General features: G+C 64.2%; 17 protein-coding genes. 13 read left to right on the forward strand and 4 right to left on the reverse strand.

Annotated elements, in window-relative coordinates; translation table 11 throughout:
• Positions 1–208: 208 nt before the first annotated feature.
• Positions 209–1099, reverse strand: a complete 891-nt coding sequence (locus AWB65_RS23610) for a LysR substrate-binding domain-containing protein (protein ID WP_087669451.1) — start codon at positions 1097–1099, stop codon at positions 209–211.
• 132 nt (positions 1100–1231) lie between these two features.
• Between AWB65_RS23610 and AWB65_RS23615 the strand changes: the two genes are divergently transcribed.
• The 7 genes from AWB65_RS23615 (at position 1232) to AWB65_RS23645 (ending at position 9126) form a co-directional block, all read left to right on the forward strand.
• Entirely contained in the window at positions 1232–2413 is a 1182-nt protein-coding gene (locus AWB65_RS23615; RefSeq protein WP_087669452.1) for a M20 aminoacylase family protein, read from the forward strand.
• A 46-nt stretch (positions 2414–2459) separates the two neighbouring features.
• The gene (locus AWB65_RS23620; protein ID WP_087669453.1) at positions 2460–3773 is read left to right on the forward strand and encodes an MFS transporter; all 1314 of its coding nucleotides are present in this window, start codon (positions 2460–2462) and stop codon (positions 3771–3773) included.
• A 115-nt stretch (positions 3774–3888) separates the two neighbouring features.
• On the forward strand, positions 3889–4632 hold the full coding sequence (locus tag AWB65_RS23625) for an SDR family oxidoreductase (RefSeq protein ID WP_087669454.1): 744 nt from the start codon (positions 3889–3891) through the stop codon (positions 4630–4632).
• Between the two features lie 247 nt (positions 4633–4879).
• Entirely contained in the window at positions 4880–6286 is a 1407-nt protein-coding gene (locus AWB65_RS23630; RefSeq protein WP_087659711.1) for a circularly permuted type 2 ATP-grasp protein, read from the forward strand.
• 51 nt (positions 6287–6337) lie between these two features.
• Entirely contained in the window at positions 6338–7291 is a 954-nt protein-coding gene (locus AWB65_RS23635; RefSeq protein ID WP_087669455.1) for an alpha-E domain-containing protein, read from the forward strand.
• 27 nt (positions 7292–7318) lie between these two features.
• Positions 7319–8116, forward strand: coding sequence for a transglutaminase family protein (locus tag AWB65_RS23640; protein ID WP_087669456.1), 798 nt, complete (start codon positions 7319–7321; stop codon positions 8114–8116).
• A 152-nt stretch (positions 8117–8268) separates the two neighbouring features.
• Positions 8269–9126, forward strand: coding sequence for a proteasome-type protease (locus AWB65_RS23645; RefSeq protein ID WP_087659715.1), 858 nt, complete (start codon positions 8269–8271; stop codon positions 9124–9126).
• 132 nt (positions 9127–9258) lie between these two features.
• Here the strand turns inward: AWB65_RS23645 and AWB65_RS23650 are convergent, their stop codons facing one another.
• The 3 genes from AWB65_RS23650 to AWB65_RS23660 all read right to left on the reverse strand — a co-directional run bounded on the left by AWB65_RS23650 (position 9259) and on the right by AWB65_RS23660 (position 13159).
• Positions 9259–10221 (reverse strand): glycerophosphodiester phosphodiesterase family protein, encoded by a 963-nt coding sequence (locus AWB65_RS23650; protein ID WP_087669457.1) that lies wholly within the window; start codon positions 10219–10221, stop codon positions 9259–9261.
• A 195-nt stretch (positions 10222–10416) separates the two neighbouring features.
• Entirely contained in the window at positions 10417–11574 is a 1158-nt protein-coding gene (locus AWB65_RS23655) for a porin (RefSeq protein WP_087669458.1), read from the reverse strand.
• 292 nt (positions 11575–11866) lie between these two features.
• Positions 11867–13159: a YihY/virulence factor BrkB family protein gene (locus AWB65_RS23660; RefSeq protein ID WP_087669459.1), complete on the reverse strand. Its 1293-nt coding sequence runs from the start codon at positions 13157–13159 to the stop codon at positions 11867–11869.
• Positions 13160–13430: 271 nt separating this feature from the next.
• On the opposite strand from AWB65_RS23660, the gene fdnG reads away from it, so the two are divergent.
• The 6 genes from fdnG to selB all read left to right on the forward strand — a co-directional run bounded on the left by fdnG (position 13431) and on the right by selB (position 22716).
• A complete protein-coding gene (gene fdnG, locus AWB65_RS23670; protein WP_143281809.1) occupies positions 13431–16499 on the forward strand; it encodes a formate dehydrogenase-N subunit alpha in 3069 nt (1022 codons plus the stop codon).
• Positions 16500–16509: 10 nt separating this feature from the next.
• On the forward strand, positions 16510–17448 hold the full coding sequence (fdxH, locus tag AWB65_RS23675; protein WP_087669462.1) for a formate dehydrogenase subunit beta: 939 nt from the start codon (positions 16510–16512) through the stop codon (positions 17446–17448).
• On the forward strand, positions 17435–18094 hold the full coding sequence (locus AWB65_RS23680) for a formate dehydrogenase subunit gamma (RefSeq protein ID WP_087669463.1): 660 nt from the start codon (positions 17435–17437) through the stop codon (positions 18092–18094). Before fdxH ends, AWB65_RS23680 begins: the two co-directional genes overlap by 14 nt.
• Before the next feature lie 252 nt (positions 18095–18346).
• Positions 18347–19330 (forward strand): formate dehydrogenase accessory protein FdhE, encoded by a 984-nt coding sequence (gene fdhE, locus AWB65_RS23685; protein WP_087669464.1) that lies wholly within the window; start codon positions 18347–18349, stop codon positions 19328–19330.
• A 66-nt stretch (positions 19331–19396) separates the two neighbouring features.
• Positions 19397–20809 carry an L-seryl-tRNA(Sec) selenium transferase gene (gene selA / locus AWB65_RS23690; protein ID WP_374729761.1) on the forward strand — a complete coding sequence of 471 codons (1413 nt, stop codon included), beginning with the start codon at positions 19397–19399 and terminating at the stop codon, positions 20807–20809.
• Complete coding sequence (selB, locus tag AWB65_RS23695; protein ID WP_087669466.1) at positions 20806–22716, forward strand: selenocysteine-specific translation elongation factor; 1911 nt, start codon at positions 20806–20808, stop codon at positions 22714–22716. Before selA ends, selB begins: the two co-directional genes overlap by 4 nt.
• Positions 22717–22735 lie beyond the last annotated feature (19 nt).

Consider the following 22735-nt stretch of genomic DNA (forward strand, 5'->3'; position numbering starts at 1 on the left):
CGTTTGATTGGGATTGGCGCTGGAGAGTAAGTGTCGCCCTCACGGTGGAACCGGGCTTGGCTCGCGGACCCACTGTGGCAACTCGCAGTACACCGGATTGGCGCAGCAGTCATACCTCCGTCCTCGCGCTACGCGCTCACACGTCCCGTGCATCGGGCGAAACCGAGGTTCGCGGTGCCGCGTGGCACTGTCCGCCTAGTGACGCTTGTCACCCTTTCACAGCCTCCTGCAAACAATCCAGCAGCAGCGAGGCCGCAGGCGTCAACGGGCTATCCCTCCTCGTAACGACGCCAACAGAAATCGCCGGCAGCCGATCCGAGATAGGAAGAACCGCAAGCCCGTCTCCGACCCACTGATGTTCGAGCAGCGGCGCCGGCATCGCGGCGAGCGTATCCGTCCCGCGCAACAACCCATGCGCAATCACAAAACTCGGACACTCAATCACCCGCTGCGGCACCGGCAACCCCATCTCGCCAAACACGTCGAGCAACGCCCGCGTCGAACTCTCCGGCGACGGATTCATCAGCCACTCCGCCTCTGCCAGTTCCGCAAGCGACTCACAATCGCGCAACGGATGATCCGCTCGTCCAACAACCACCGACCGGCTCTCATATAGCTCAATGTGATCGAACTCCGGCCCGAGATGCTCAGGCACGATCACCGCGACGACAAAATCCAGCGATCCGTCCCGCAGCCTCGGCAACGCGACACCCGGAAAGCCTTCAATAAAACTCACCCGCGCATTCGGCATCTTGCGTCGAAAAGCGCGATACGCCTGCGGCAGAATCGACAGCGCCGCCGCCGGCGTCACGGCCGCGGACACGCTGCCGTCGGCGGCGCCCTTCATCTGGGCAATATCGTCCTCGGCTCGCCGCATCTCGCTCACGATCAATTGCGCGCGGATGCGTAACTGCTGCCCGAACGCGGTCAACTGCACGCCGCGCGCGGTGCGCAAGACAAGCGGCACGCCGAGATCCTGCTCAAGCTCCTTCAGGGCCTTGGTCAACGCGGCCTGCGACAGATGCAGGCTGCGGGCCGCCGCGCGAATGCTGCCCTGCTCGGCAACAGTCAGGAAAGCACGCAATTGGTGGTACTTCATAAGCGAACCCCAAGGGTTATTACCGACAACCAGACGTGTTCACAAATTAAATTTACAGTCTTCTGGTTTTCTTTTCGACTTTATATGCTTGATCTCACGACGTCACCCACGCCATAAAAGTCAGGAGTCTTCATGCTGTCAGTCGAACCCGTCATCCCCGGCATCACCGCAATCGCGCCCGAATTCGTCGCGGTGCGGCGCCGCATCCACGCGAACCCGGAACTCGCGTTCCAGGAATCCGCAACGAGCGACCTCGTCGCGGGTCTGCTCGCTGAGTGGGGCTACGAAGTACATCGCGGGCTGGGGCGGACGGGCGTCGTCGGCGTGTTGCGCGAAGGCAGTGGCGCGCGCCGCATCGGCCTGCGCGCCGACATGGACGCGCTGCCGATCGAGGAAGCGACCGGCCTCCCGTACGCGAGCGCCACGCCCAAAACGATGCACGCCTGCGGTCACGACGGCCACACCGCGATGCTCCTATGCGCCGCGCGCTATCTCGCGGAAAGCCGCCAGTTCTCGGGCACGCTCAACGTGATCTTCCAGCCCGCCGAGGAAGGCGAGGCCGGCGCGCGCGCGATGATCGAGGACGGCCTCTTCGAAAAGTTTCCGTGCGACGCCGTCTTCGGCCTGCACAACATGCCCGGCTTTGCGGCCGGCGACATGAGCTTCTGCCCGGGGCCGGGCATGGCGTCGTCGGACCGGGTGACGATCACCGTGCGCGGTCACGGCGGCCACGGCGCGATGCCGCACCTCGCCCGCGATCCGATGCCCGCCGTCGCGTCGATCATGCTCGGGCTGAACAGCATCGTCGCGCGCGAGGTCGATGCGCAGAAGCCGGCGGTGGTATCGGTAGGCAGCGTGCAGGCCGGCGATACGCACAACGTCATCCCGCAGACCGCGCTGATGAAGCTCTCCGTGCGCGCGCTCGATGCCGGCGTGCGAAAACTCCTGCAGGAACGCATCACGGCACTGGTCCACGCGCAGGCCGCGGCGTACGGTTGCACGGCGGACATCGACTACGAACTCGGCTATCCAGTGCTCGTGAACCACGCGGAGCAGACCGCCTTCGCAACCGACGTCGCGACGAAAATGCTCGGCGCGCAACGCGTCGATGCCGCCGCCGCGCCGCTCATGGGCAGCGAGGACTTCGCGTTCATGCTGGAAGCCTGTCCGGGCACCTACGCGTGGATCGGCAACGGCATCGGCAGCAAGGGCGGCTGTATGGTCCACAACCCGGGCTACGACTTCAACGACGACATCCTCGCGATCGGCGCAAGCTACTGGGTGCGCCTTGCCGAAGCCTGTCTGGCCGACTGATTCTCAAAGCCTTTCCCTTCCGCCGCACCGCGTACTGAGACAAATCATGGAAACATCCACGCTGGCAACGATTCCTGAAACACCCGTCCCGCCGCTCAGTCGCAAGCAAAGCCGTACGCGGCTCGTGACGGCGGCGGCGGTCGGCAATGCGCTCGAGTTCTACGACTTCACCGTCTACGGCTTTTTCGCGCTGTTGATCGGCAAGCTGTTTTTCCCGGTGCACGATCCGATCGGGCAATTGCTGCTGGCGGTCGCGAGCTTCGGCGTCGGGTTTTTCACGCGGCCGGTCGGCGGGCTGCTGATCGGCATGTACGCCGATCGCGCGGGCCGCAAGAAGGCGATGGTCCTCACGCTGCTCCTGATGGCGCTCGGCACCGCGCTGATCGCGATTGCGCCGACTTATGCACAGGCGGGCATCGCGGGGCCGATCATCCTGGTCGTCGCGCGGCTGATTCAGGGCTTTTCGGCGGGCGGCGAAGTCGGCGCTTCGACGACGCTCCTGCTCGAACAGGCGCCCGCGAACCGGCGAGGTCTCTACGCGTCGTGGCAGTTCGCGAGTCAAGGTCTTGCCGCGCTGGCCGGCGCGCTGACGGGCGTCTGCCTGACGGCGTCGCTTTCGCCCGCGCAACTGGAAAGCTGGGGCTGGCGCGTGCCGTTCGTGATCGGCACCTTGATTGTGCCGGTCGGCTGGTGGCTGCGCCGCACGCTCGAAGAAGAACCGCCCGCGGCGAAAGTCGAGAAAGCGCCGAAACTGCCGCTGATCGACGTGCTGCGCGATCACCGGCGCGCCGTGCTCACCGGCCTCGGCCTTACGATCGGCGGGACGGCGGCGCATTTCATCATCGTCTTCTATCTGTCGATCTACGGCGTCAAGATGCTCGCGCTGCCCGCATGGACGGCGATGCTTTCGGGCTGCGTCTCGGGCGCGATCCTGTTCGCGCTGTGCCCGATCGGCGGCTATCTGTCGGATCGTTTCGGACGCAAGCGCATGGCCCAGGCGACGCGCATCGTGTTGATGCTCGCGATCTATCCGGCGTTTGTCGCGCTGAACCGCTGGCCGTCGGCGGGGACGCTGCTCGCCGTCGTCACCGCGCTTTCCTGCGTGCACGCGATCAACATCGGCGGCGTCGGTGCGATGCTCGGCGAGTTGTTCCCGCGGGCAGTCCGCGCGACGGGCGCCGCCGTGGTGTACAGCGTGGGCGTCGCTATCTTCGGCGGATTCGCGCAGTTCTTCGTGACCTCGCTGATCGTCGTGACGGGCAGCGCGCTCGCGCCGGCCTGGTACGTGATCGCGTGCGGCCTTCTGAGCCTGATCGGCGTGGCGTTCATGCGCGAAGGCGCGGGCACGGCGATCGACTGAAATCGACATTGTTAAAGCAAATGGAATGAACTTGCCGCGCACCGGGGGATTATCCCGGCGCGAACTTGCTTCATGATTCGTCTCATCGACTCACTCATCGAAGAGGACACGAATCATGAACACAAGCACAAACGGCAAGGTTGCAATCGTCACCGGAGCGTCGCGCGGCATCGGCGCGGCGATCGCGAAGCGGCTTGCAGAAGATGGCTTCGCCGTCGTGGTGAACTACGCGTCGAGTTCAAAGGAAGCGGATGCGCTCGTCGCCGAACTCGCGGCTTCTGGCGCGAAGGCGATCGTGGTGAAGGCGGACGTAGCAAAGCCCGACGAAGTGCGCGCGATGTTCGCGACGGCGGAAGCGCAACTCGGCAAGATCGACGTGCTCGTGAACAACGCGGGCGTTCTGAAGACGGTGCCGCTCGCTGAGACCTCCGACGCGCTCTACGACCAGACCTTCGACATCAACGTTCGCGGCACTTTCAACACGCTTCGCGAGGCGGCGGCGCGTCTCGCGGACGGCGGGCGCATCGTCAATTTCTCGAGCACGACGCTCGCGCTCAATATGCCCGGGTATGCGGTCTATAACGCGACGAAGGCGGCCGTGGAGGCGTTTACCCATGTTTTCGCGAAGGAACTACGGGGACGCAACATCACGGTGAACGCCGTGGCGCCGGGGCCGATCGCGACGTCGCTCTTTCTCGACGGGAAGACCGACGAACAGATCCAGGCCTTCGCAAAGATGCCGCCGCTGCAACGCCTCGGGCAGCCGGAGGACATCGCGTCGGTAGTGGCGTTCCTCGTGAGCCCCGACTCGGGCTGGGTGAACGGGCAGATCCTGCGGGCCAACGGCGGTCTCGCCTGATATGGACGCAACGGCGATTGCCCCTCGGCAATCGCCATCTCACGCACCAGAAAAGCGCATCCCCGCGCACTCGTTTGAAGCAGCGTCATCACGCCGTTCAAAAAATCCCGCTCGCACAATGCCAAAAAAATGGCATACGCTTTGCTTTTTCCTACGATACTGAGATAGACCTCGCGTCGAATCCCGGCGGCCTCCGCGCTGTCGCACAGGCGGCGTAAACAACCGCGCTCAGAATAGGACGCACACGATGCAGATCTACGATGAAATGCGTCAAGACCAGGCCGTGCGTGAGCATTACGCGCGCTTTTCCCGCTGGCTGACCGCGCAGACGCCCGAGACAATCACGCGAAAACGCGCGGAAGCCAACCTGCTGTTTCGCCGCGTCGGCATCACGTTCGCGGTGAATGGCGACCTCTCGGGCACCGAGCGGCTGATCCCCTTCGACATGATCCCGCGCATCATTCCCGGCGACGAATGGCGCACGCTCGAAGCCGGATTGCGACAGCGCGTGCGGGCGCTGAACCTCTTCATCCACGACATCTATCACGATCACGACATCGTGCGCGCCGGCCGCGTGCCCGCCGAGCAGGTCTACACGAACGCGCAGTACCGGCCGGAGATGCAGGGCGTCGACGTGCCGCTCGACGTCTACGCGCACATCGCGGGTGTCGACGTCGTGCGCGCGGGCGAGGCGGGCGAGTTCTACGTGCTGGAGGACAACCTGCGCGTGCCATCGGGCGTTTCGTACATGCTGGAAAACCGCAAGATGATGATGCGGCTCTTCCCCGAGCTCTTCGTGCAGAACCGCGTCGCGCCGGTCGCGCACTATCCGGACCTGCTGCTCGATACGCTGCGCTCGATCGCGCCGGAAGGCGTCGACGATCCGGTCGTCGTCGTTCTCACGCCCGGCATGTACAACTCGGCGTACTTCGAGCACTCGTTTCTCGCGCAGCAGATGGGCGTGGAACTGGTGGAGGGCAAGGACCTCTTCGTCGACGAAAACTACGTCTTCATGCGCACGACGCAAGGCCCGCGCCGCGTCGACGTGATCTACCGGCGCCTCGACGACGATTTCCTCGATCCGCTCGCCTTCCGCGCCGACTCGGCGCTCGGCGTGCCGGGGCTTTTGACGTCGTACCGCGCGGGACGCGTGGCGCTCGCGAACGCGATGGGCACAGGCATCGCCGACGACAAATCGATCTATCCGTTCGTCCCCGACATGATCGAGTTCTATCTCGGCGAAAAGCCTATTCTGAACAATGTGCCGACCTACCAGTGCCGCAAGGCCGACGACCTCGCGTACACGCTCGCGCACCTGCCGGAACTCGTCGTGAAGGAAGTGCACGGCGCGGGCGGCTACGGCATGCTGGTCGGGCCCGCGGCGAGCGCCGCCGAGATCGAGTCGTTCCGCGCGCGGCTCCTCGCGCGGCCGAGCGGCTATATCGCGCAGCCGACGCTCGCGCTGTCCGCGTGTCCGACATTCGTTGAATCGGGCGTGGCGCCGCGCCATATCGACCTGCGTCCGTTCGTGCTGTCCGGCCGCGAAGTGACGATGTGCGCGGGCGGATTGACGCGTGTTGCGTTGAAAGAAGGGTCGCTGGTGGTGAATTCGTCGCAGGGCGGCGGCACGAAAGACACCTGGATGGTGGACTGACGTCGCGCATGTACGGCAAGAAACCGCAAACAGAATGAACGGAACCTCATCATGCTAAGCCGCACCGCCGATCACCTGTTCTGGATGGCGCGTTACATGGAGCGCGCCGAGAACACCTCGCGCATGCTCGACATCAATTCGCAGGGCCTCCTGCTGCCGCAGACCCCCGAACAGGAAGCGCGCGCCCAGCGTTCGGTGCTGCGCATCTCGGAGCTGGAGGAGAGCTTCGCGGCGCGCCATCCCGATTCCGATTCGCGCGCCGACATGCTCGATTTCATGGTCGCGGACGCGGGCAATCCGTCGAGCATCATCGCGTGCCTGCACGCGACCCGCGAGAACGCCCGAGCCGTGCGCGGCACGCTCACGACTGAAGGCTGGGAGACGATCAACTTCACGTGGCTCGAATTCAACGAGCGGCTAGCGTCGGGCGAGTTGCAGCGCAGCCCCGATACGCTCTTCGAGTGGGTCAAATACCGCTCGAACCTGTGTCGCGGCGTGATGGTCGGCACGGCGCTGCGCGACGACGCGTTCTATTTCATGCAGATCGGCACGTACCTGGAACGCGCGGACAACACGGCGCGCATTCTCGACGTGCGTTTCGCCGATGCCGAGCCGAATTCACGCGAAGCGGCGCGTCAACTGGAAGATTTTTATTACTGGACGTCCATTTTGAGTTCGGTTTCCGCGCTCGAAATCTATCGCAAGGTGTATCGCGACGTGGTGACGCCGTCGCGGGTCGTCGAATTGCTGATCCTGAACGAGGCGATGCCGCGCTCGCTGCTCGCATCGCTCGATGGCGTCTGCGAGACGCTCGTCAAGCTGCGCACGAGCAATTCAAATGAGTGCGAACGCTTCGCGGGCAAGCTGCGCGCCGACGTGCTCTACGCCGATATCCGCCAGATCCTGGAGACCGGCGTGCACGCGTACCTCACGCAGTTTTTGAAGCGCGTCGACGAACTCGGCGTGCGCGTGATGCGCGCGTTCCTCATGCTTCCCCTTGCCTGACGTGGCACGAACAAGTAAGGACTGACCATGCTCTTGACGATTCGCCACGACACGAACTACCGCTACGCCGCGCCCGTCCAGTATTCGATCCAGCAACTGCGGCTCACGCCGGGCAACGGCTCGTCGCAGCTCGTGCGGCATTGGCACATCGAGGCGCCGGCGAAGCTCGACGTCGCCCGCGATGCCTACGGCAATACGCTGCACACGCTCGTGCTGACGAAGGCGCATAGCGAAATCCACCTGACGGTGGCGGGCGAAGTCGAAACCACGCCGCTCGACGACGGCCGTCTCTACGACGATCCCGGCCCGATCCCGCTCGAACACTACACGTGCCCGACTGCCCTGACCGAGCCCGACGCAGCGATCCGCGAACTGGCGCATCAAGTGCCGTCGATCGATTCGCCCGCTTCGCTGATGGCGCTCGCGGAGCGCATCGCGGCGCGCGTGAGTTTCCAGCCGGGCGTGACCGAGGTCACGAGCACGGCCGCGCAGGCGCTCGAACTGGGCAACGGCGTCTGCCAGGATCACGCGCATCTGATGCTCGCGTGCTGCCGCGCGCGCGGCGTGCCGGCGCGCTATGTGAGCGGCTACGTGGAGCCGGGCGCGGTCGATCACGCCGCGAGCCATGCGTGGGTCGACGTGTGGATCGACGAGGGCTGGGTGTCGGTCGACGTCACGCATACGCGCTTCGCGAGCGACCGCTACTGCCGGCTCGCGGTCGCCCGCGACTACGAGGCGGCGGCGCCGGTGCGCGGCTCGCGCGTCGGCGGCAAGGAGGAGCACCTGAGCGTGCATGTGTCCGTGGACGCACAACTCGACCAATAATTGCCTTCGATACTCAGGACATCGCCGGAATCTGCCGTAAAGTTAGGAAAAGGCTCATTGACGTGCGAAACACCGTGTATCGCGGCCCATGAATGCCGCCTCGCGAAGGCCCCAGTACAATGGCGCCTTTGCATTTTCCGGAATAGAAAGTCATGACTTATTGCGTGGGCATGTGCGTGGACGACGGGCTCGTTTTTCTGTCCGACACGCGCACCAACGCCGGCGTCGACCATGTGAGCGCCGCGCGCAAGATGGCCGTTTTCGAGCAACCGGGCGAGCGGGTTCTGGTGCTGCTCGCGGCCGGCAACCTCGCGCTGACGCAGGCCGTCACGCATCTGCTCGCCGCGCCGGCCGATCCTTCCAAACCGACGCTCTATAACGCCGCGAACATGGCGGAAGCGGCGCGCATCGTCGGCGATGCGGTGCGCGAGGTGCACAAGCGCGATGCGCTCTCGCTCGCGGAATTCAGCGTCGACTTCAATTGCAGCTTCATTCTCGGCGGCCAGATCGGCACGCAGGCTCCGCGCCTTTTCATGATCTACGCGGCGGGCAATTTCGTGGAATCGACGCGCGTGAGCCCGTATTTCCAGATTGGGGAATCGAAATACGGCAAGCCGATCATCGACCGCGTGATTACGCCGACCACGCCGCTCGACGAGGTCTCGAAGTGCGCGCTGATTTCGATGGATTCGACGCTGCGCTCGAATCTGTCGGTAGGGTTGCCGCTCGACTTGCTGGTCTACGAGAAAGATTCGCTGCGCGTAACGCGCTTCGCGTCGCTCGACAACGACAGCGAGTATTTTCAGATGATCCATCGGACGTGGGGCGAGCGGCTGCGGCAAATTTTCGGGGAGATTCCGAATCCGTCGTGGACCGATTCCGCCGACGTGCCGCGTCGTCCGCGCGAGCAGGCTTCGACCGTGCCGCGGCTCGTGATCGGCGATTTGCCTTGCCCCGAGGCGCCCGCGCAGACGCTGGCGCAGACCGACCGCGGCGCGACGCAGCAATAATAAGGGTGTGGAGGCGGTGCGGTCCCGCGTCCGTGCGGCGCCGGAGGCGGGGCACAGACCAAGCCGCCGCTCAAAGCGCCGCGCCGCTTGACGTGTCGAGCCGCGCAAGGCGCCACGCTGCTCAAATCCCTCTCAAAGCGCCTCCCGCTGCGCACATTCCAGCGGCGCCGTCATCCCCGTCTTTATTGCCCGCATTTTCTGCGGCGAATCCGCGAGCACCGCATCGATCCCGAGACACGCGGCAGCGCGGTAATCCTCCGGGCTGTCGATGCCGATCGCCAGGATTTTCGCCGGCGCCTTCGCGCGAAAGCACGCCACCGATTCGGGTGTCCAGAGCCTAGCCGTCACCGCCGAGCGCGCCTCGCCGAGCGTGAACGTCTCCACCAGTTCCATCTTTCGCCGGTACTCGAACGCCGTCCAGACGCCCGTCTGCGGCGGCTCGGCGCATTCGTGCGCGAGCGCTGTCTTCGCGAGCCGCGCGCGCGTGACGTCGCGCGATTCGAACAGACGCGCCTGGCCGTAGGCCGCGAACGCGTTCTGATACGCGGCTTCGGTGGAATAGATCAGCACGCGCTCCCACGCGCGTGCCTCGTCGAGCACCCGCGCGACCGCCTGAGCCTGCGGCTCGGTGGGCAGCGCTTTCATGTCGAGAATCACCGGAATCGACTCGGGAATCGCCCGGAGCGCCTGTTTGAGCGACGGAACCGGCAGCGATTGCGTTCGATACGGCCGCGTCTTCGCCCCGTTCGAATCGATGCGCTCGAAATTCCAGCCCGCGTTCAACTCCTGCAATTCGGCGAAGTTTTTCGAAGCGACGGGTCCCGTGCCCTGCGTGTTGGCGACGAGATCGGCGGGGCGATAGAGCACCGGCACGCCGTCGCGGCTCAGCTGCACCGTGAGCCAGATCATGTCGGCGCGATTACGGATCGCGCCTTCGATGGCGATGAGCGTATTTTCGGGATAGTCGCCGGCCCCCGCGCGATGCGCGACGATCAGCGGCAGGCGGGCGGTATCGTCGGCGAAGGAGGAATCGACGGGACCGCAAGCAACAGTCGCGAGAAGAGCGAAGACTGACGTGAAGAAGCGAAGGCGCATCGTGGATCTCCGTGAACAATTCGGGATCGACGATTCTGGCCCTTTGACTGAAACCGGCGGGCTGGGCTGACACCATTTATGACGCACACCAGAACCGCACGCGCATAAAAAAACAGCCATCGACCAGAGCCGATGGCTGTTTCAGATCCTGCGAGCAGCAGGCGCGCCACCGGAGTGCCGCGCCATCAAGCCGCTTTAGAACTTGTGACGGATACCGACGATCACGAGTTCCTGGTGGTCCGCGCCGCTCGAGTAGCCATACGAGCCGACCGAAGCTTGTGCATCGGAAGTCGTCACGCCGTCTGCGTTCTTCTGCGTGCCGCTTGCCTTTTGCCAGGCGCCGACGGCGTACAGGTCCGTGCGCTTCGACAACGAGTAGTCTGCACCCAGGCTGATCTGGTTGTAGTGGGCTCCCGTGTCGCCGCTTGCCTTCGTGTACGTGTAGCCAAGGCCGAGCAGCGCCGCCGGCGTCAACTGGTAGTTCACGAACGCGTTGCCGGTGCTGAACTTTTCTTGCGACGCGAACGTCGAGCTGCCGTCGCTCTTGTACTGCGCGAAGCTGTACGAAGCGCCGAACGTCACCGGGCCGAGTGCGTACTGACCGGCGGCACGGGCGATACCGATCGAGTGCGCCGTCTGGTAGCCGATGTTGACCGGGCTGTTGAACAGCGAATCCGACGACGGGCTGTTCCAGCCGGTCGCGCGGTTAGCCGTCGGGTTGTTCACGTAAAGGTAGCTGGCCGCGAGAGCCAACGGGCCGTTGTTGTAGGTTGCTGCACCCGACCACGTCTGGCCTTGGCCCGTTGCGCCTGCCGTGTTGCTGAAGCCGTACAAGCCTTCGAACTGGAAGCCAGCGTAGTTCGGCGAAACGTACTTCACGGCGTTCGACGTGCGCAGGCTGTTGTCGTAGTTGTCGACGTCGCCCGGCGTTGCCATCACGCTGCCGAAGTAGTTGTCAGCCGTGAGACCTTGCACCATGTCGACGGACGGGTCGTACTGACGACCCAGCGTGACCGTACCCCACGAGTCGCCCGTCAAACCGACGAACGCCTGACGGCCAAATTCGCGGCCACCCTGGTTCAGACGGCCCGTGCCCACGTCAAAACCGCTTTCCAACTGGAAAATCGCCTTCAGGCCGCCGCCCAGGTCTTCCTGACCCTTCAAGCCCCAACGGTCGCCCGACAGGTTGCCGTTGATCATGCCGTACAAATGGTCGCCATTCGTGTTGGCGCGGCTGACATAACCGAGACCTGCGTCGATCACGCCGTACAGCGTCACGCTGGATTGTGCTTGTGCCGCACCAGCTGCGCCGAGCAGGGCCAGCGAGAGGGACGTCAGTGCGAGTCGTTTCATCGAATTCTCCACGCGAATGATTAAAATCGTTGTTGCCGGCGCAGAGAATAACGCTGTCTCATAATTTCCAGAAATGAAAAAAATAGACTGTCTCGAAAAACAGACACTCGGTCAGAAGGCCGTCAATAAAGGGTTTGGGGCGGTTCGTTGCGAGACTCAACTGTCTCGGAAAAGTTCCGGACCGCGTTCAAGTGGAGCCTCGGCGCAACCCCTTTTACTAACGGCTTACGCGGATTGCAGTTACTTTTGGTAACAAAGAGAAAAGCGCCGCGGTCGCTTCCGGTCGATTTCATCAGACGTTAGCGTCGTTGTCAGGCGTTCGGCGCGAAGCGCGCTCCGACAGCATCGCTACTGCCATCCCAGCGGATGCCGCAAGCAGCACGGCACGCCACGGATGCCGGCGCACCATCGCGTTCGCCTGCGTCGCCTTGCGGCTCGCGCCGATCAGCGCCTCGGCGGTGGCGCGCGTCGCCGTCGTCTCGACGCTCACCACTTTGCGCGACAGCGTCAGCGCACGGCTCAGCGCGGAAACCTTCATGCGCGCCTGCTGCGTCAGTTGCTGCGAGCGCTCGGCGCGCGATCCGATCGAGCGGCGGGCGCTATCGGGAACGGCCGGCGCGACGGCATTGCCGTTGGCGCGCGTAGATCCCGCCAGCAGCGAACCGATCTTCGCGCGGCTGCCGGGCGGCACATTGCCGTTTTGCTGGCCCCACGCGCCGCGCGGATCGTGCATGCGGGCGCGGGCAGCGGAGAACTCGGCGCCCAGCAGCAAAACGGCCGCTGAGAAATAGAGCCACATCAGCAGGACCGCAAGCGACCCGGCCGCGCCGAACGCGCTCGCCGTACCCGCGTGCGTCAAATAGAAGGCGAACAGTTTTTTGCCCGCCGAGAACAGCACCGCCGACATCACGCCGCCGACGAGCGCATCGCGCCATTCGACTTTCGCGTCCGGCAAAAACATGAGCAGCGCGCCGAACGCCACCGACAAGATCGCCAGCCCGGCCACTAATTGCACGATGTCGCCGATGATCACGAACGGCGAATCGCCCCAGAGCCACAGGCCGACCGCCTGAATCGCGGTATCGAGGACGAGCGAGACGATCAGCAGGAACGCCACGCCCAGCACGAGCCCGAACGAAATCAGCCGCACACGCACCATCGCGAAGACGCTCGACTTCTGGTCGCCGGTCATCGGCCATACCAGGTTGAGCGCGGTATTGAGCGAAGAAAACGTCGCTGACGCGCCAACGGCCAGCAGCACGAACGAGATGATCGCGGCGATGCCGGTCCCGCCGCTACGATGCGCATTCTCGACGATGCTTTGCACGCCTGCCGCCGCCTGATCGCCGATCAGGCCATTGACCTGATGGAAGAGCTGTCCGCGGGCGGCCTCGGCGCCGAACACCCAGCCGGCGACGGCAATCACCATCACCAGCGTGGGCGCCAGCGAGAACGCTGAATAGAAGGCGATGCTCGCGGCCATCGCGGCGCAGCGGTCCTCGCCGAACTGCTTGAGCGCGCCGACGACCCAGGAAGCATCCTTTTTGACGACGGCCTGAATTTTTTGCGTGGACAACGTGCTCATTTCGGACCTCAGTTTCTCGATAGTTGGACGTTTGTCTGATGTTCGTCTTATCAGCCTGCCTGCTTCGAGCACGATCCGTTCCAGTCGGACATGCATCTTTCCTATTAATAGAGGTAGCGCTTCAGCAGCACAAGTCACTTGCCGTAGAATGCCGCCGCCGCGCGCTTGAGGCACCACGCATGCGGGCAAATCCCCCTGCCAGTGCGTCGGCGAACCGTAATCGATTTCCCTATAATTCAGCCACCCCCCACACATAAAGCCCGAGGCGACCATGCTGCAAATGTCCCGGCGCCAGTTCCTGAAGGTTTCCGCGAGCACGCTCGCCGGATCGAGCCTGGCCCTGATGGGCTTCTCGCCGGCGCCCGCGCTCGCTGAAGTCCGCCAGTACAAACTGTCGCGCACAACTGAAACACGCAATACCTGTCCGTACTGCTCCGTCGGCTGCGGCATCCTGATGTACGGCCTCGGCGACAACGCCAAGAACGCGAAGTCGAGCATCATTCATATCGAAGGCGACCCTGATCATCCTGTCAATCGCGGCACGCTGTGCCCGAAGGGCGCGTCGCTGATCGACTTCATTCACAGCCCGAGCCGTCTGAAGTATCCCGAGTATCGCGCGGCGGGATCGAACGAATGGAAACGCATCTCGTGGGAAGACGCGCTCGACCGCATCGCCAAGCTGATGAAGGAAGACCGCGACGCCAATTTCGTCGAGACGACGCCGGACGGCAAGAAGGTCAACCGCTGGCTGACCACCGGCATGCTCGCGGCATCGGCCGGTAGCAATGAAGTCGGTTACCTGACGCACAAGACTGTCCGCAGTCTTGGCATGCTCGCATTCGACAATCAAGCGCGTGTCTGACACGGCCCGACGGTGGCAGGTCTTGCCCCGACGTTTGGCCGTGGAGCGATGACGAACCATTGGGTCGACATCAAGAACGCGGACGTGATTCTCGTGATGGGCGGCAATGCTGCAGAAGCGCATCCGTGCGGCTTCAAGTGGGTGACCGAGGCGAAGGCGCACCGAAAGGCGCGGCTGATCGTCGTCGACCCGCGTTTTACGCGCACGGCATCGGTGGCGGATTTTTACGCGCCGATTCGAACCGGCTCGGACATTGTGTTCCTGGGCGGCGTGATCAACTATTTGCTCACGCACGACAAGATCCAGCACGAGTACGTGAAGAACTACACAGACTTCGCGTTCATCGTGCGTGAGGACTACGCGTTCAATGACGGCATTTTCTCCGGCTACGACGCCGACAAGCGCCGCTACGACAAATCGTCGTGGGACTACGAACGCGGCGACGACGGCTTCGCCAAGGTCGATCCGACGCTGCAGCATCCACGCTGCGTCTACAACCTCCTGAAGCAACACTACTCGCGCTATACGCCCGAGCAGGTCGAGAAGACGTGCGGCACGCCGAAGGACAAGTTTCTGAAGGTCTGCGAGATGCTCGCATCGACGGCAGTTCCGGGGCGCGCCGGCACCGTGCTGTACGCGCTCGGCTGGACGCATCACTCGGTCGGCGCGCAGATCATCCGCACCGGCGCGATGGTGCAGCTGCTGCTCGGCAATATTGGCATCGCGGGCGGCGGCATGAACGCCCTGCGCGGGCACTCGAACATCCAGGGCCTGACCGACCTCGGCCTGATGTCGAACCTGCTGCCTGGCTACATGACCCTGCCGAACGAACCCGAGCAGGACTACGAGGCGTTCATCACCAAGCGGGCCGCGCAGCCGTTGCGGCCGAACCAGTTGAGCTACTGGAAGAACTATCGCGCGTTCCATGTGAGCTTCATGAAGTCGTGGTGGGGCGACAACGCCACCGCCGAGAACAACTTCGGCTTCGATTTCCTGCCGAAGCTCGACAAGTCCTACGACATGCTCCAGGTCTTCGAGCTGATGGCGCAGGGCAAGATGAACGGCTACATCGCGCAGGGTTTCAATCCGCTCGCGGCGGCGCCGAACAAGGCGAAGATCGGCCTCGGGCTGTCGAAGCTGAAGTGGCTCGTCATCATGGACCCGCTCGCGACCGAAACGTCCGAGTTCTGGAAGAACTACGGCGAATTCAACGACGTCGATCCCGCCAAGATCCAGACCGAAGTGTTCCGCCTGCCGACGTCGTGTTTCGCGGAAGAGCGCGGCTCGCTCGTGAGTTCGAGCCGCGTGCTGCAGTGGCACTGGCAAGGCGCGCTGCCGCCGGGTGAAGCGAAGAGCGACCTCGAGATCATGTCGGGGCTGTGGCTGCGCATCCGCAAGGCTTACAAGGAGAAGGGCGGCAAGTATCCTGACGCGATCCTCAAGATGACCTGGCCGTACGCGGACCCGGAAAGCCCGACGCCCGAAGAAATCGCGATGGAGTTTAATGGGAAAGCGCTCGCCGACGTCACCGACGCCGTCGATAAAACCAAGGTCCTCGCGAAGAAGGGCGAGCAGTTGTCGAGTTTTGCGCAGTTGCGCGACGACGGCTCGACGGCTTCCGGCTGCTGGATCTTCTGCGGATCGTGGACGCAAGCGGGCAACCAGATGGGCCGGCGCGACAACTCCGACCCCACCGGCATCGGCCAGACGCTCGGCTGGGCGTGGGCGTGGCCGGCGAACCGGCGCATCCTGTACAACCGCGCCTCGTGCGACCTGAGCGGCAAGCCGTTCGACCCGACGCGCAAGCTGATCGCGTGGAACGGCAAGTCGTGGACGGGCGCCGACATCCCCGACTTCAAGGCCGACGAACCGCCGGAAAACGGCATGAATCCGTTCATCATGAATCCGGAAGGCGTGGCGCGCTTCTTCGCCCGCGACGGCATGAACGAAGGGCCGTTCCCGTCGCACTACGAGCCGTTCGAGAATCCGCTCGGCTACAACCCGCTGTTCCCGGACAACAAGCTCGCCGTCAGCAACCCGGCGGCGCGCGTGTTCCCGGACGACCGCGCGGCGTTCGGCGTGGCGAAGGACTTTCCGCACACGGCGACGACCTATCGCCTGACCGAGCACTTCCACTACTGGACCAAGCACGCGAAGCTCAACGCGATCATCCAGCCGCAGCAGTTCGTGGAGATCGGCGAGGATCTGGCGAAGGAAGTGGGCGTGGTCGCGGGCGATCGCGTGAAGGTATCGAGCAATCGCGGGCATATCGTCGCGGTGGCCGTCGTGACCAAGCGGATCAAGCCGCTGATGATCGAGGGAAAGAAGGTGCAGACCGTCGGGCTTCCGTTGCACTGGGGCTTCAAGGGCCTCACGCAGCCGGGCTATCTCATCAACACGCTGACGCCTTCCGTGGGCGACGGGAATTCGCAGACACCGGAATTCAAGTCGTTCCTGGTCAAGGTCGAGAAGGCATAAGGGGAGAGAGATGGCTCTGCAATCACTGGATATCAAGCGCGTCTCCGCGACCACGACGCCTGCCCCGCAGGTTCGCGAACCGGTGACGGGGACGGTCGCGAAGCTGATCGACGTATCGAAGTGCATCGGCTGCAAGGCGTGCCAGACGGCCTGCATGGAATGGAACGACCTGCGCGACGAAGTAGGCGATTCGATCGGCGTGTACGACAACCCGCGCGACCTGACCGAGCATTCGTGGACCGTCATGCGGTTCTCCGAATACGAGAATCAGGCGGGCGACCTCGAATGGCTGATCCGCAAGGACGGCTGCATGCATTGCGAGGACCCGGGGTGTTTGAAGGCGTGTCCGTCGCCGGGTGCGATCGTGCAGTACACGAACGGCATCGTCGATTTTCATGAAGAGAACTGCATCGGCTGCGGCTACTGCGTGACGGGCTGCCCGTTCAACGTGCCGCGCATCTCGAAGACGGATCATCGCGCATACAAGTGCACGCTCTGCTCCGATCGCGTCGCGGTCGGGCAGGAACCGGCCTGCGTGAAGACCTGTCCGACCGGCGCGATCATGTTCGGCACCAAGGAGGACATGAAGCAGCAGGCGTCCGAGCGCATCGAGGACCTGAAGGAACGCGGCTTCCAGAACGCCGGGCTGTACGACCCGGCGGGCGTCGGCGGCACGCACGTCATGTACGTGCTGCACCACGCGGACAAGCCGACGCTGTATCACGGCTTGCCCGAGAATCCGCACATCAGCCCGATGGTGTCGCTGTGGAAGGGGCTGGCAAAACCTCTCGCGCTGGCCGGCATGGCGGTCGCGGCGGTGGCGGGCTTCTTCCATTACACGCGTGTCGGTCCGAACGAGGTGACGGCGGAAGAGGAACGGGAAGCGCAGCGCGAAGCCGAAGAAGCGCTGACCGGGCGTAAAGAGGAGCGTTCAGATGAAGCACGATGACTTGAAGCATGAACTGAGAGACGTCGAGGGTAATCGTCTGATCGTCCGCTATACGCCGAACGAGCGCAGCAACCACTGGATCACGGCGATCACGTTCGTGCTGCTCGCGCTGTCGGGGCTGGCGATGTTTCATCCGGCGATGTCGTGGGCGTACATCGTGCTCGGCGGCGGGCAGTGGACGCGGATTCTGCATCCGTTTGTGGGCGTCGTGATGTTTCTGTCGTTTTTCGTGCTGATGCTGCGGTTCTGGCATCACAACTATCTCGACAAGAGCGACGTGCAGTGGATGAAGCAGATGAACGACGTGCTCGCCAATCGCGAGGAGAAGCTGCCCGAGATCGGACGGTATAACGCCGGGCAGAAGCTGCTGTTCTTTACGATGGTCGCGTGTTTATTCTTGTTGCTTGCGAGCGGGATCGTGATCTGGCGGCGGTATTTCTCGTTCTATTTTCCGATCGGGATCATCCGGCTTGCTTCGCTTGTGCATGCGGTGGCGGCTTTCGTGCTGATCATCGGCATCATCGTGCATATCTATGCGGCGATCTGGATCAAGGGATCGGTCGGAGCGATGACGCGCGGGACGGTCACGTATGGATGGGCAAGGAAGCATCATCCGAGGTGGTTCAAGGAGACTATCGGGAAGTAGTTATTTGCATGCTTCGCCTTGACTGGCGATCGGGGCCACTGTCTTTGTCGAAGGCAGTGGCCCTCTTGATTTCAAGCCGCTTTCCTGCCGACGATAAACGACCGAAACTGCTATCCTTCAACCATTTTTCGGCCCGTGCGAATCAAGTGTTTGCGAGCGTTCGCAGCAAGTCTGGCAAGGTCGTGCGCTTTATCAGTTTGATGGCCTGCAATGCAATCATCACCGCCCGCCTTCCGTCTCCCGAGGTACTCCGTGGTCCAACGCATTCTCGAACCCGAGCAAATCCAGTCGCTCGATCCCTCGGCGATTCCGCGCATCCGCATGCCTGAGCGCGACGCCGTGTTCCCCGCGCGCGCCGCACGTCTGCGCCAGCTCGCCGATGCCGCCAATCCCATCGCCGGCTATCTGCGCCTGATGGCCGTGCTCGCCGATGCGCAGCACCAAACGCTGACGAAGTTCGAAGCCACGCCACCCAGTGCCGAGCTGCTGGCGAACGCCCAGCAGCATTCGATGCCGCTAATCCCCGCGCTCTCGGGCGTGCGCGATCCCGCCTGGCGCGACGTGCTGCTGCAATTGCTCGACAGGATCGAAGCGGCCGGTCCGCTCACGCCGGCACTGTCGCAACTGATCGCGAAGCTGCGCGCGCTCGATGCCGCCGCGCTCGACGCCCAGGCCGACGCGATCTTCGCGCAGCGCTTCGCCGAGGTCGATCCGGCGAGCGCGCCGTTTATCACGGCCGCGCTGCAGGTCGTCTGGACCGACCTCGCGAGCCGCATCGACAAATCGCAGGTGCCGTACATCGACACGCCGGGCCTGTGCCCGGTCTGCGGCTCGCATCCGGTCGCGAGCATGGTGCGCGTCGGCGGCCCATCGGATAATTATCGTTATCTGCAATGCGGCCTGTGCGCCACCGAGTGGCACATGGTCCGCTCGAAGTGCTCGAATTGCGACTCGACGAAGGGCATCGCCTATCACGCGATCGGCGCGGCCGGTGCGGATTCGGAAGCCCGCGATTCGCAGGCGAAGGACGCGCCGCTCAAGGCCGAATCGTGCGACGAGTGCGGCACATATCGCAAGATCGGCTATCAGAGCAAGGCCTACGATTTCGAACCCTTCGCCGACGATCTCGCGAGTCTCACGCTCGATCTGCTGATGGGCGAGGAGGGGTATCGGCGGGCATCGCCAAATCCGTGGCTCTGGCCGGAACAAGCCGGCGAAGAGCCGGATCAGGAATAAAGGTCCGCATAAAAATCGGGGTAAAGCCGAGTGAGCGAAGTCACCAGTATCGAATTGAAGTCGCTGATGGCGAGGGTGCCGTCGGTGGAGCGCGTGATGGCGTCGGCGGGCTTGGCGCCGCTCGTCGCGCAGCACGGACGCACGCAGGCGCTCGCCGCGCTGCGCCGCATCCTGGACGACTGGCGCCGGGAAGCGCAGGCGGGCCGCGCATCTGTCGATGCGCTCGATGAAACGCGTCTGGCGCAGGCGGTCGGCGCGGCGCTCGAAGAACGCGCGCGCAGCAAGGTGCGCGCCGTCTTCAACCTGACCGGCACGGTCCTGCATACGAACCTCGGCCGCGCGTTGCTGCCGGACGATGCGGTGCAGTCGGTTGTCGAGGCGATGACGCGGCCGGCGAACCTCGAGTTCGATCTCGCGACCGGCAGTCGCGGCGATCGCGACGACCTGATCGACGAACTCATCTGCGAGCTCACCGGCGCCGAGGCCGCGACGGTGGTCAACAACAACGCGGCGGCGGTGCTGCTCGTGCTGTCGGCGCTGGCGTCGAAAAAGGAAGTGGTCGTGTCGCGCGGTGAACTGGTCGAGATTGGCGGCGCGTTCCGCATTCCCGACATCATGAGCCGCGCCGGCGCGAAGCTGCGCGAGGTCGGCACGACCAATCGAACGCATCTGAAGGATTACGACGAGGCGATCGGCACGCGCACGGCGCTCCTGATGAAGGTCCATTGCAGCAACTACGCGATCAGCGGCTTCACGAAGGAAGTCGCGCTCAACGATCTTTCGGTCCTCGCGAAATCGCGTAATGTGCCCGTCGCAGTCGATCTGGGCAGCGGCACGCTCGTCGATCTGACGCAGTGGGGCCTGCCGCGCGAAACCACGGTGCGCGAGACGATCGAAGGCGGCGCGGATGTCGTCACGTTCAGCGGCGACAAGCTGCTCGGCGGCCCGCAGGCGGGGCTGATCGTAGGCCGCCGCGAGCTGATCGCGAAGATCAAGAAGCATCCGCTGAAGCGCGCGCTGCGCGTCGGCAAGCTGACACTCGCCGCGCTCGAACCGGTGCTGCGTCTTTATCGCGCGCCCGAGTTCCTGCGCGAGCGGCTCACAACGCTGCGCCTCCTCACGCGCGCCGCCGACGACATGCGCCACACCGCGGAACGCGTTGCGCCGGCCTTGCAGCACGCGATCGGCGCGGAGTTCGCGATCGAGGTCGAGCCGATGTTCAGCCAGATCGGCAGCGGCGCGCTTCCCGTCGACGTGCTGCCGAGCTACGGTCTCACGATCCGGCTCGCGAGCGGCAAGCGCGGCGGAAGGCAGATCAATCGCGTCGAGAAGCTGCTGCGCAGCTTGCCGCGTCCGGTGATCGGCCGGATCGCCGACGATGCGCTGCGCCTCGACGTGCGCTGTCTCGAACCACACGACGAAGCCGCGTTCATCGCTCAGCTACAACCCGAGCAACCCGCGCAGGCGAACGACGCATGATCGTCGGCACGGCGGGGCATATCGATCACGGCAAGACGACGCTCGTGCGCGCGCTCTCGGGCGTCGATACTGATCGTCTGAAGGAAGAGAAGGCGCGCGGCATTTCGATCGAACTCGGCTACGCGTACGTGCCGCTCGAAAACGGTGACGTGCTCGGCCTGATCGACGTGCCCGGCCACGAAAAGCTCGTGCACACGATGGCGGCGGGCGCGTGCGGCATCGACTTCGCGCTGCTCGTAATCGCCGCCGACGACGGCGTGATGCCGCAAACGCGCGAGCATCTCGCGATCCTCGAATTGCTTGGCGTAACACGCGGCGCGGTGGCAGTGACGAAGATCGATCGCGTCGCTGAAGAGCGCCTGAAGGAAGTGCGCGAGGAGATCAAAGCGTGGCTCGCGACGAGCCGGCTGAAGGACGCGCCGCTCTTCGATACCAACGCAACGCAGGAGCACGACCACGGTGTCGCCGCACTCGATGCGCATCTGCGCGAGGCGGCCGCGCACTGGCGCATGCGTCGCGACGACGGGTTGTTCAGGCTCGCCGTCGACCGCGTGTTCACGCTCGCCGGACAGGGCACGATCGTGACGGGGACGGTCTTCGCGGGTCGCGTGCAAGTTGGCGACACGATGCTGCTCGCGCCGAAAGGCGAGCCAGTGCGCGTGCGCGGCATCCACGCGCAGAATCGCGCGGCACAGACGGGCCGCGCGGGCGAGCGCTGCGCGCTGAACCTCGCCGGTATCGACAAGGACGCGATCGCGCGCGGCGACTGGATCGTCGATGCGCGGCTCAACGCGACGTCGGAACGTATCGATACCGAACTCACGCTCCTACCCGACGCAGGCTCGACGCTCATACATTGGGCGCCGCTGCACGTGCATCTCGGCACGACGCATCAGGTCGCGCACGTTGCGCTGCTCGACGGCGATACGCTCGCGCCGGGCGAGACGGCCCGCGTGCAACTCGTCTTCGATAAAGCCGTGTGCGCGCTGCCGGGCGATCGCTTTATTGTGCGCAATGCGCAGGCGAGCCGTACGGTCGGCGGCGGGCGCGTGCTCGATCCTTTTGGTCCCGCGCGGAAGCGGCGCACGCCGGAGCGGCGCGCGTGGCTCGATGCGCTCGTCGATATGCTGGACACGCATCGTATCGATGACCTGCTCGCGCGGGCGCCGAACGGCTTGCGGCGCTCGTTGCTCGAACACTTGAGCGGAATGCCGGCGGTGTCGCTCGCGATGCCCGCCGACACGCATACGGTGCCGTTGCCGGATGACGTGCTGTACGTGGCCGGCGCGCGCTGGGACGATCTGACGACGCGTCTGATCGAAGCGTTGCGCGTGTTTCATCAGCGCTCGCCGGATGAGCAGGGGCCGGATACGGCGCGTTTGCGGCGCATCGCGGCCCCGCTGGTTCCGGACGCGTTGTGGCGCGCGCTCGTTGATTCCTCCGTCGAGGAAAAGCGGGTCGCGCGTAGCGGTCGCTGGCTGCATCTGCCGGAGCACGCCGTCACGCTCGATACGGCCGAACGCGCGTTGGCTGACGTGCTGCTGGCGTCGATCGGAGCGGGACGCTTCGATCCGCCGTGGGTGCGCGATCTGGCGGGCACGCACGGCGTCGAAGAGGAACGGGTGCGTCAGTTGTTGCGCAAGCTCGCGCGACAGGGCGAGGTGTTCCAGGTTGTGCGCGATCTCTTCTATCATCGCGACGCGATTCGCGAGCTGGCGCGACTGGTTGCGTCGGAGGCGGAGCAGCGTGGCGGCAGGCTCGGCGCGGCGCCATTTCGCGATGCGAGCGGGCTGGGGCGCAAGCGCGCAATCCAGGTTTTGGAATTCTTCGATCGCGTTGGGTATACTCGCTTCCACCGCGATTTGCATGTATTGCGTAGCGATAGTCGATGGCAGGAGTTGAGTTGAGTTTCGCTCCTCGCGCACA

It is taken from the genome of Caballeronia humi (assembly GCF_001544475.1).
Taxonomy (GTDB): Bacteria; Pseudomonadota; Gammaproteobacteria; order Burkholderiales; family Burkholderiaceae; genus Caballeronia; species Caballeronia humi.

Excerpts from the sequence above, each read along its gene's own strand:
- AWB65_RS23610 (WP_087669451.1), bottom strand. The coding sequence starts at position 1,099 with ATGAAGTACCACCAATTGCGTGCTTTCCTGACTGTTGCCGAGCAGGGC.
- AWB65_RS23615 (WP_087669452.1), top strand. The coding sequence starts at position 1,232 with ATGCTGTCAGTCGAACCCGTCATCCCCGGCATCACCGCAATCGCGCCC.
- AWB65_RS23620 (WP_087669453.1), top strand. The coding sequence starts at position 2,460 with ATGGAAACATCCACGCTGGCAACGATTCCTGAAACACCCGTCCCGCCG.
- AWB65_RS23625 (WP_087669454.1), top strand. The coding sequence starts at position 3,889 with ATGAACACAAGCACAAACGGCAAGGTTGCAATCGTCACCGGAGCGTCG.
- AWB65_RS23630 (WP_087659711.1), top strand. The coding sequence starts at position 4,880 with ATGCAGATCTACGATGAAATGCGTCAAGACCAGGCCGTGCGTGAGCAT.
- AWB65_RS23635 (WP_087669455.1), top strand. The coding sequence starts at position 6,338 with ATGCTAAGCCGCACCGCCGATCACCTGTTCTGGATGGCGCGTTACATG.
- AWB65_RS23640 (WP_087669456.1), top strand. The coding sequence starts at position 7,319 with ATGCTCTTGACGATTCGCCACGACACGAACTACCGCTACGCCGCGCCC.
- AWB65_RS23645 (WP_087659715.1), top strand. The coding sequence starts at position 8,269 with ATGACTTATTGCGTGGGCATGTGCGTGGACGACGGGCTCGTTTTTCTG.
- AWB65_RS23650 (WP_087669457.1), bottom strand. The coding sequence starts at position 10,221 with ATGCGCCTTCGCTTCTTCACGTCAGTCTTCGCTCTTCTCGCGACTGTT.
- AWB65_RS23655 (WP_087669458.1), bottom strand. The coding sequence starts at position 11,574 with ATGAAACGACTCGCACTGACGTCCCTCTCGCTGGCCCTGCTCGGCGCA.
- AWB65_RS23660 (WP_087669459.1), bottom strand. The coding sequence starts at position 13,159 with ATGAGCACGTTGTCCACGCAAAAAATTCAGGCCGTCGTCAAAAAGGAT.
- fdxH (WP_087669462.1), top strand. The coding sequence starts at position 16,510 with ATGGCTCTGCAATCACTGGATATCAAGCGCGTCTCCGCGACCACGACG.
- AWB65_RS23680 (WP_087669463.1), top strand. The coding sequence starts at position 17,435 with ATGAAGCACGATGACTTGAAGCATGAACTGAGAGACGTCGAGGGTAAT.
- selA (WP_374729761.1), top strand. The coding sequence starts at position 19,397 with ATGGCGAGGGTGCCGTCGGTGGAGCGCGTGATGGCGTCGGCGGGCTTG.
- selB (WP_087669466.1), top strand. The coding sequence starts at position 20,806 with ATGATCGTCGGCACGGCGGGGCATATCGATCACGGCAAGACGACGCTC.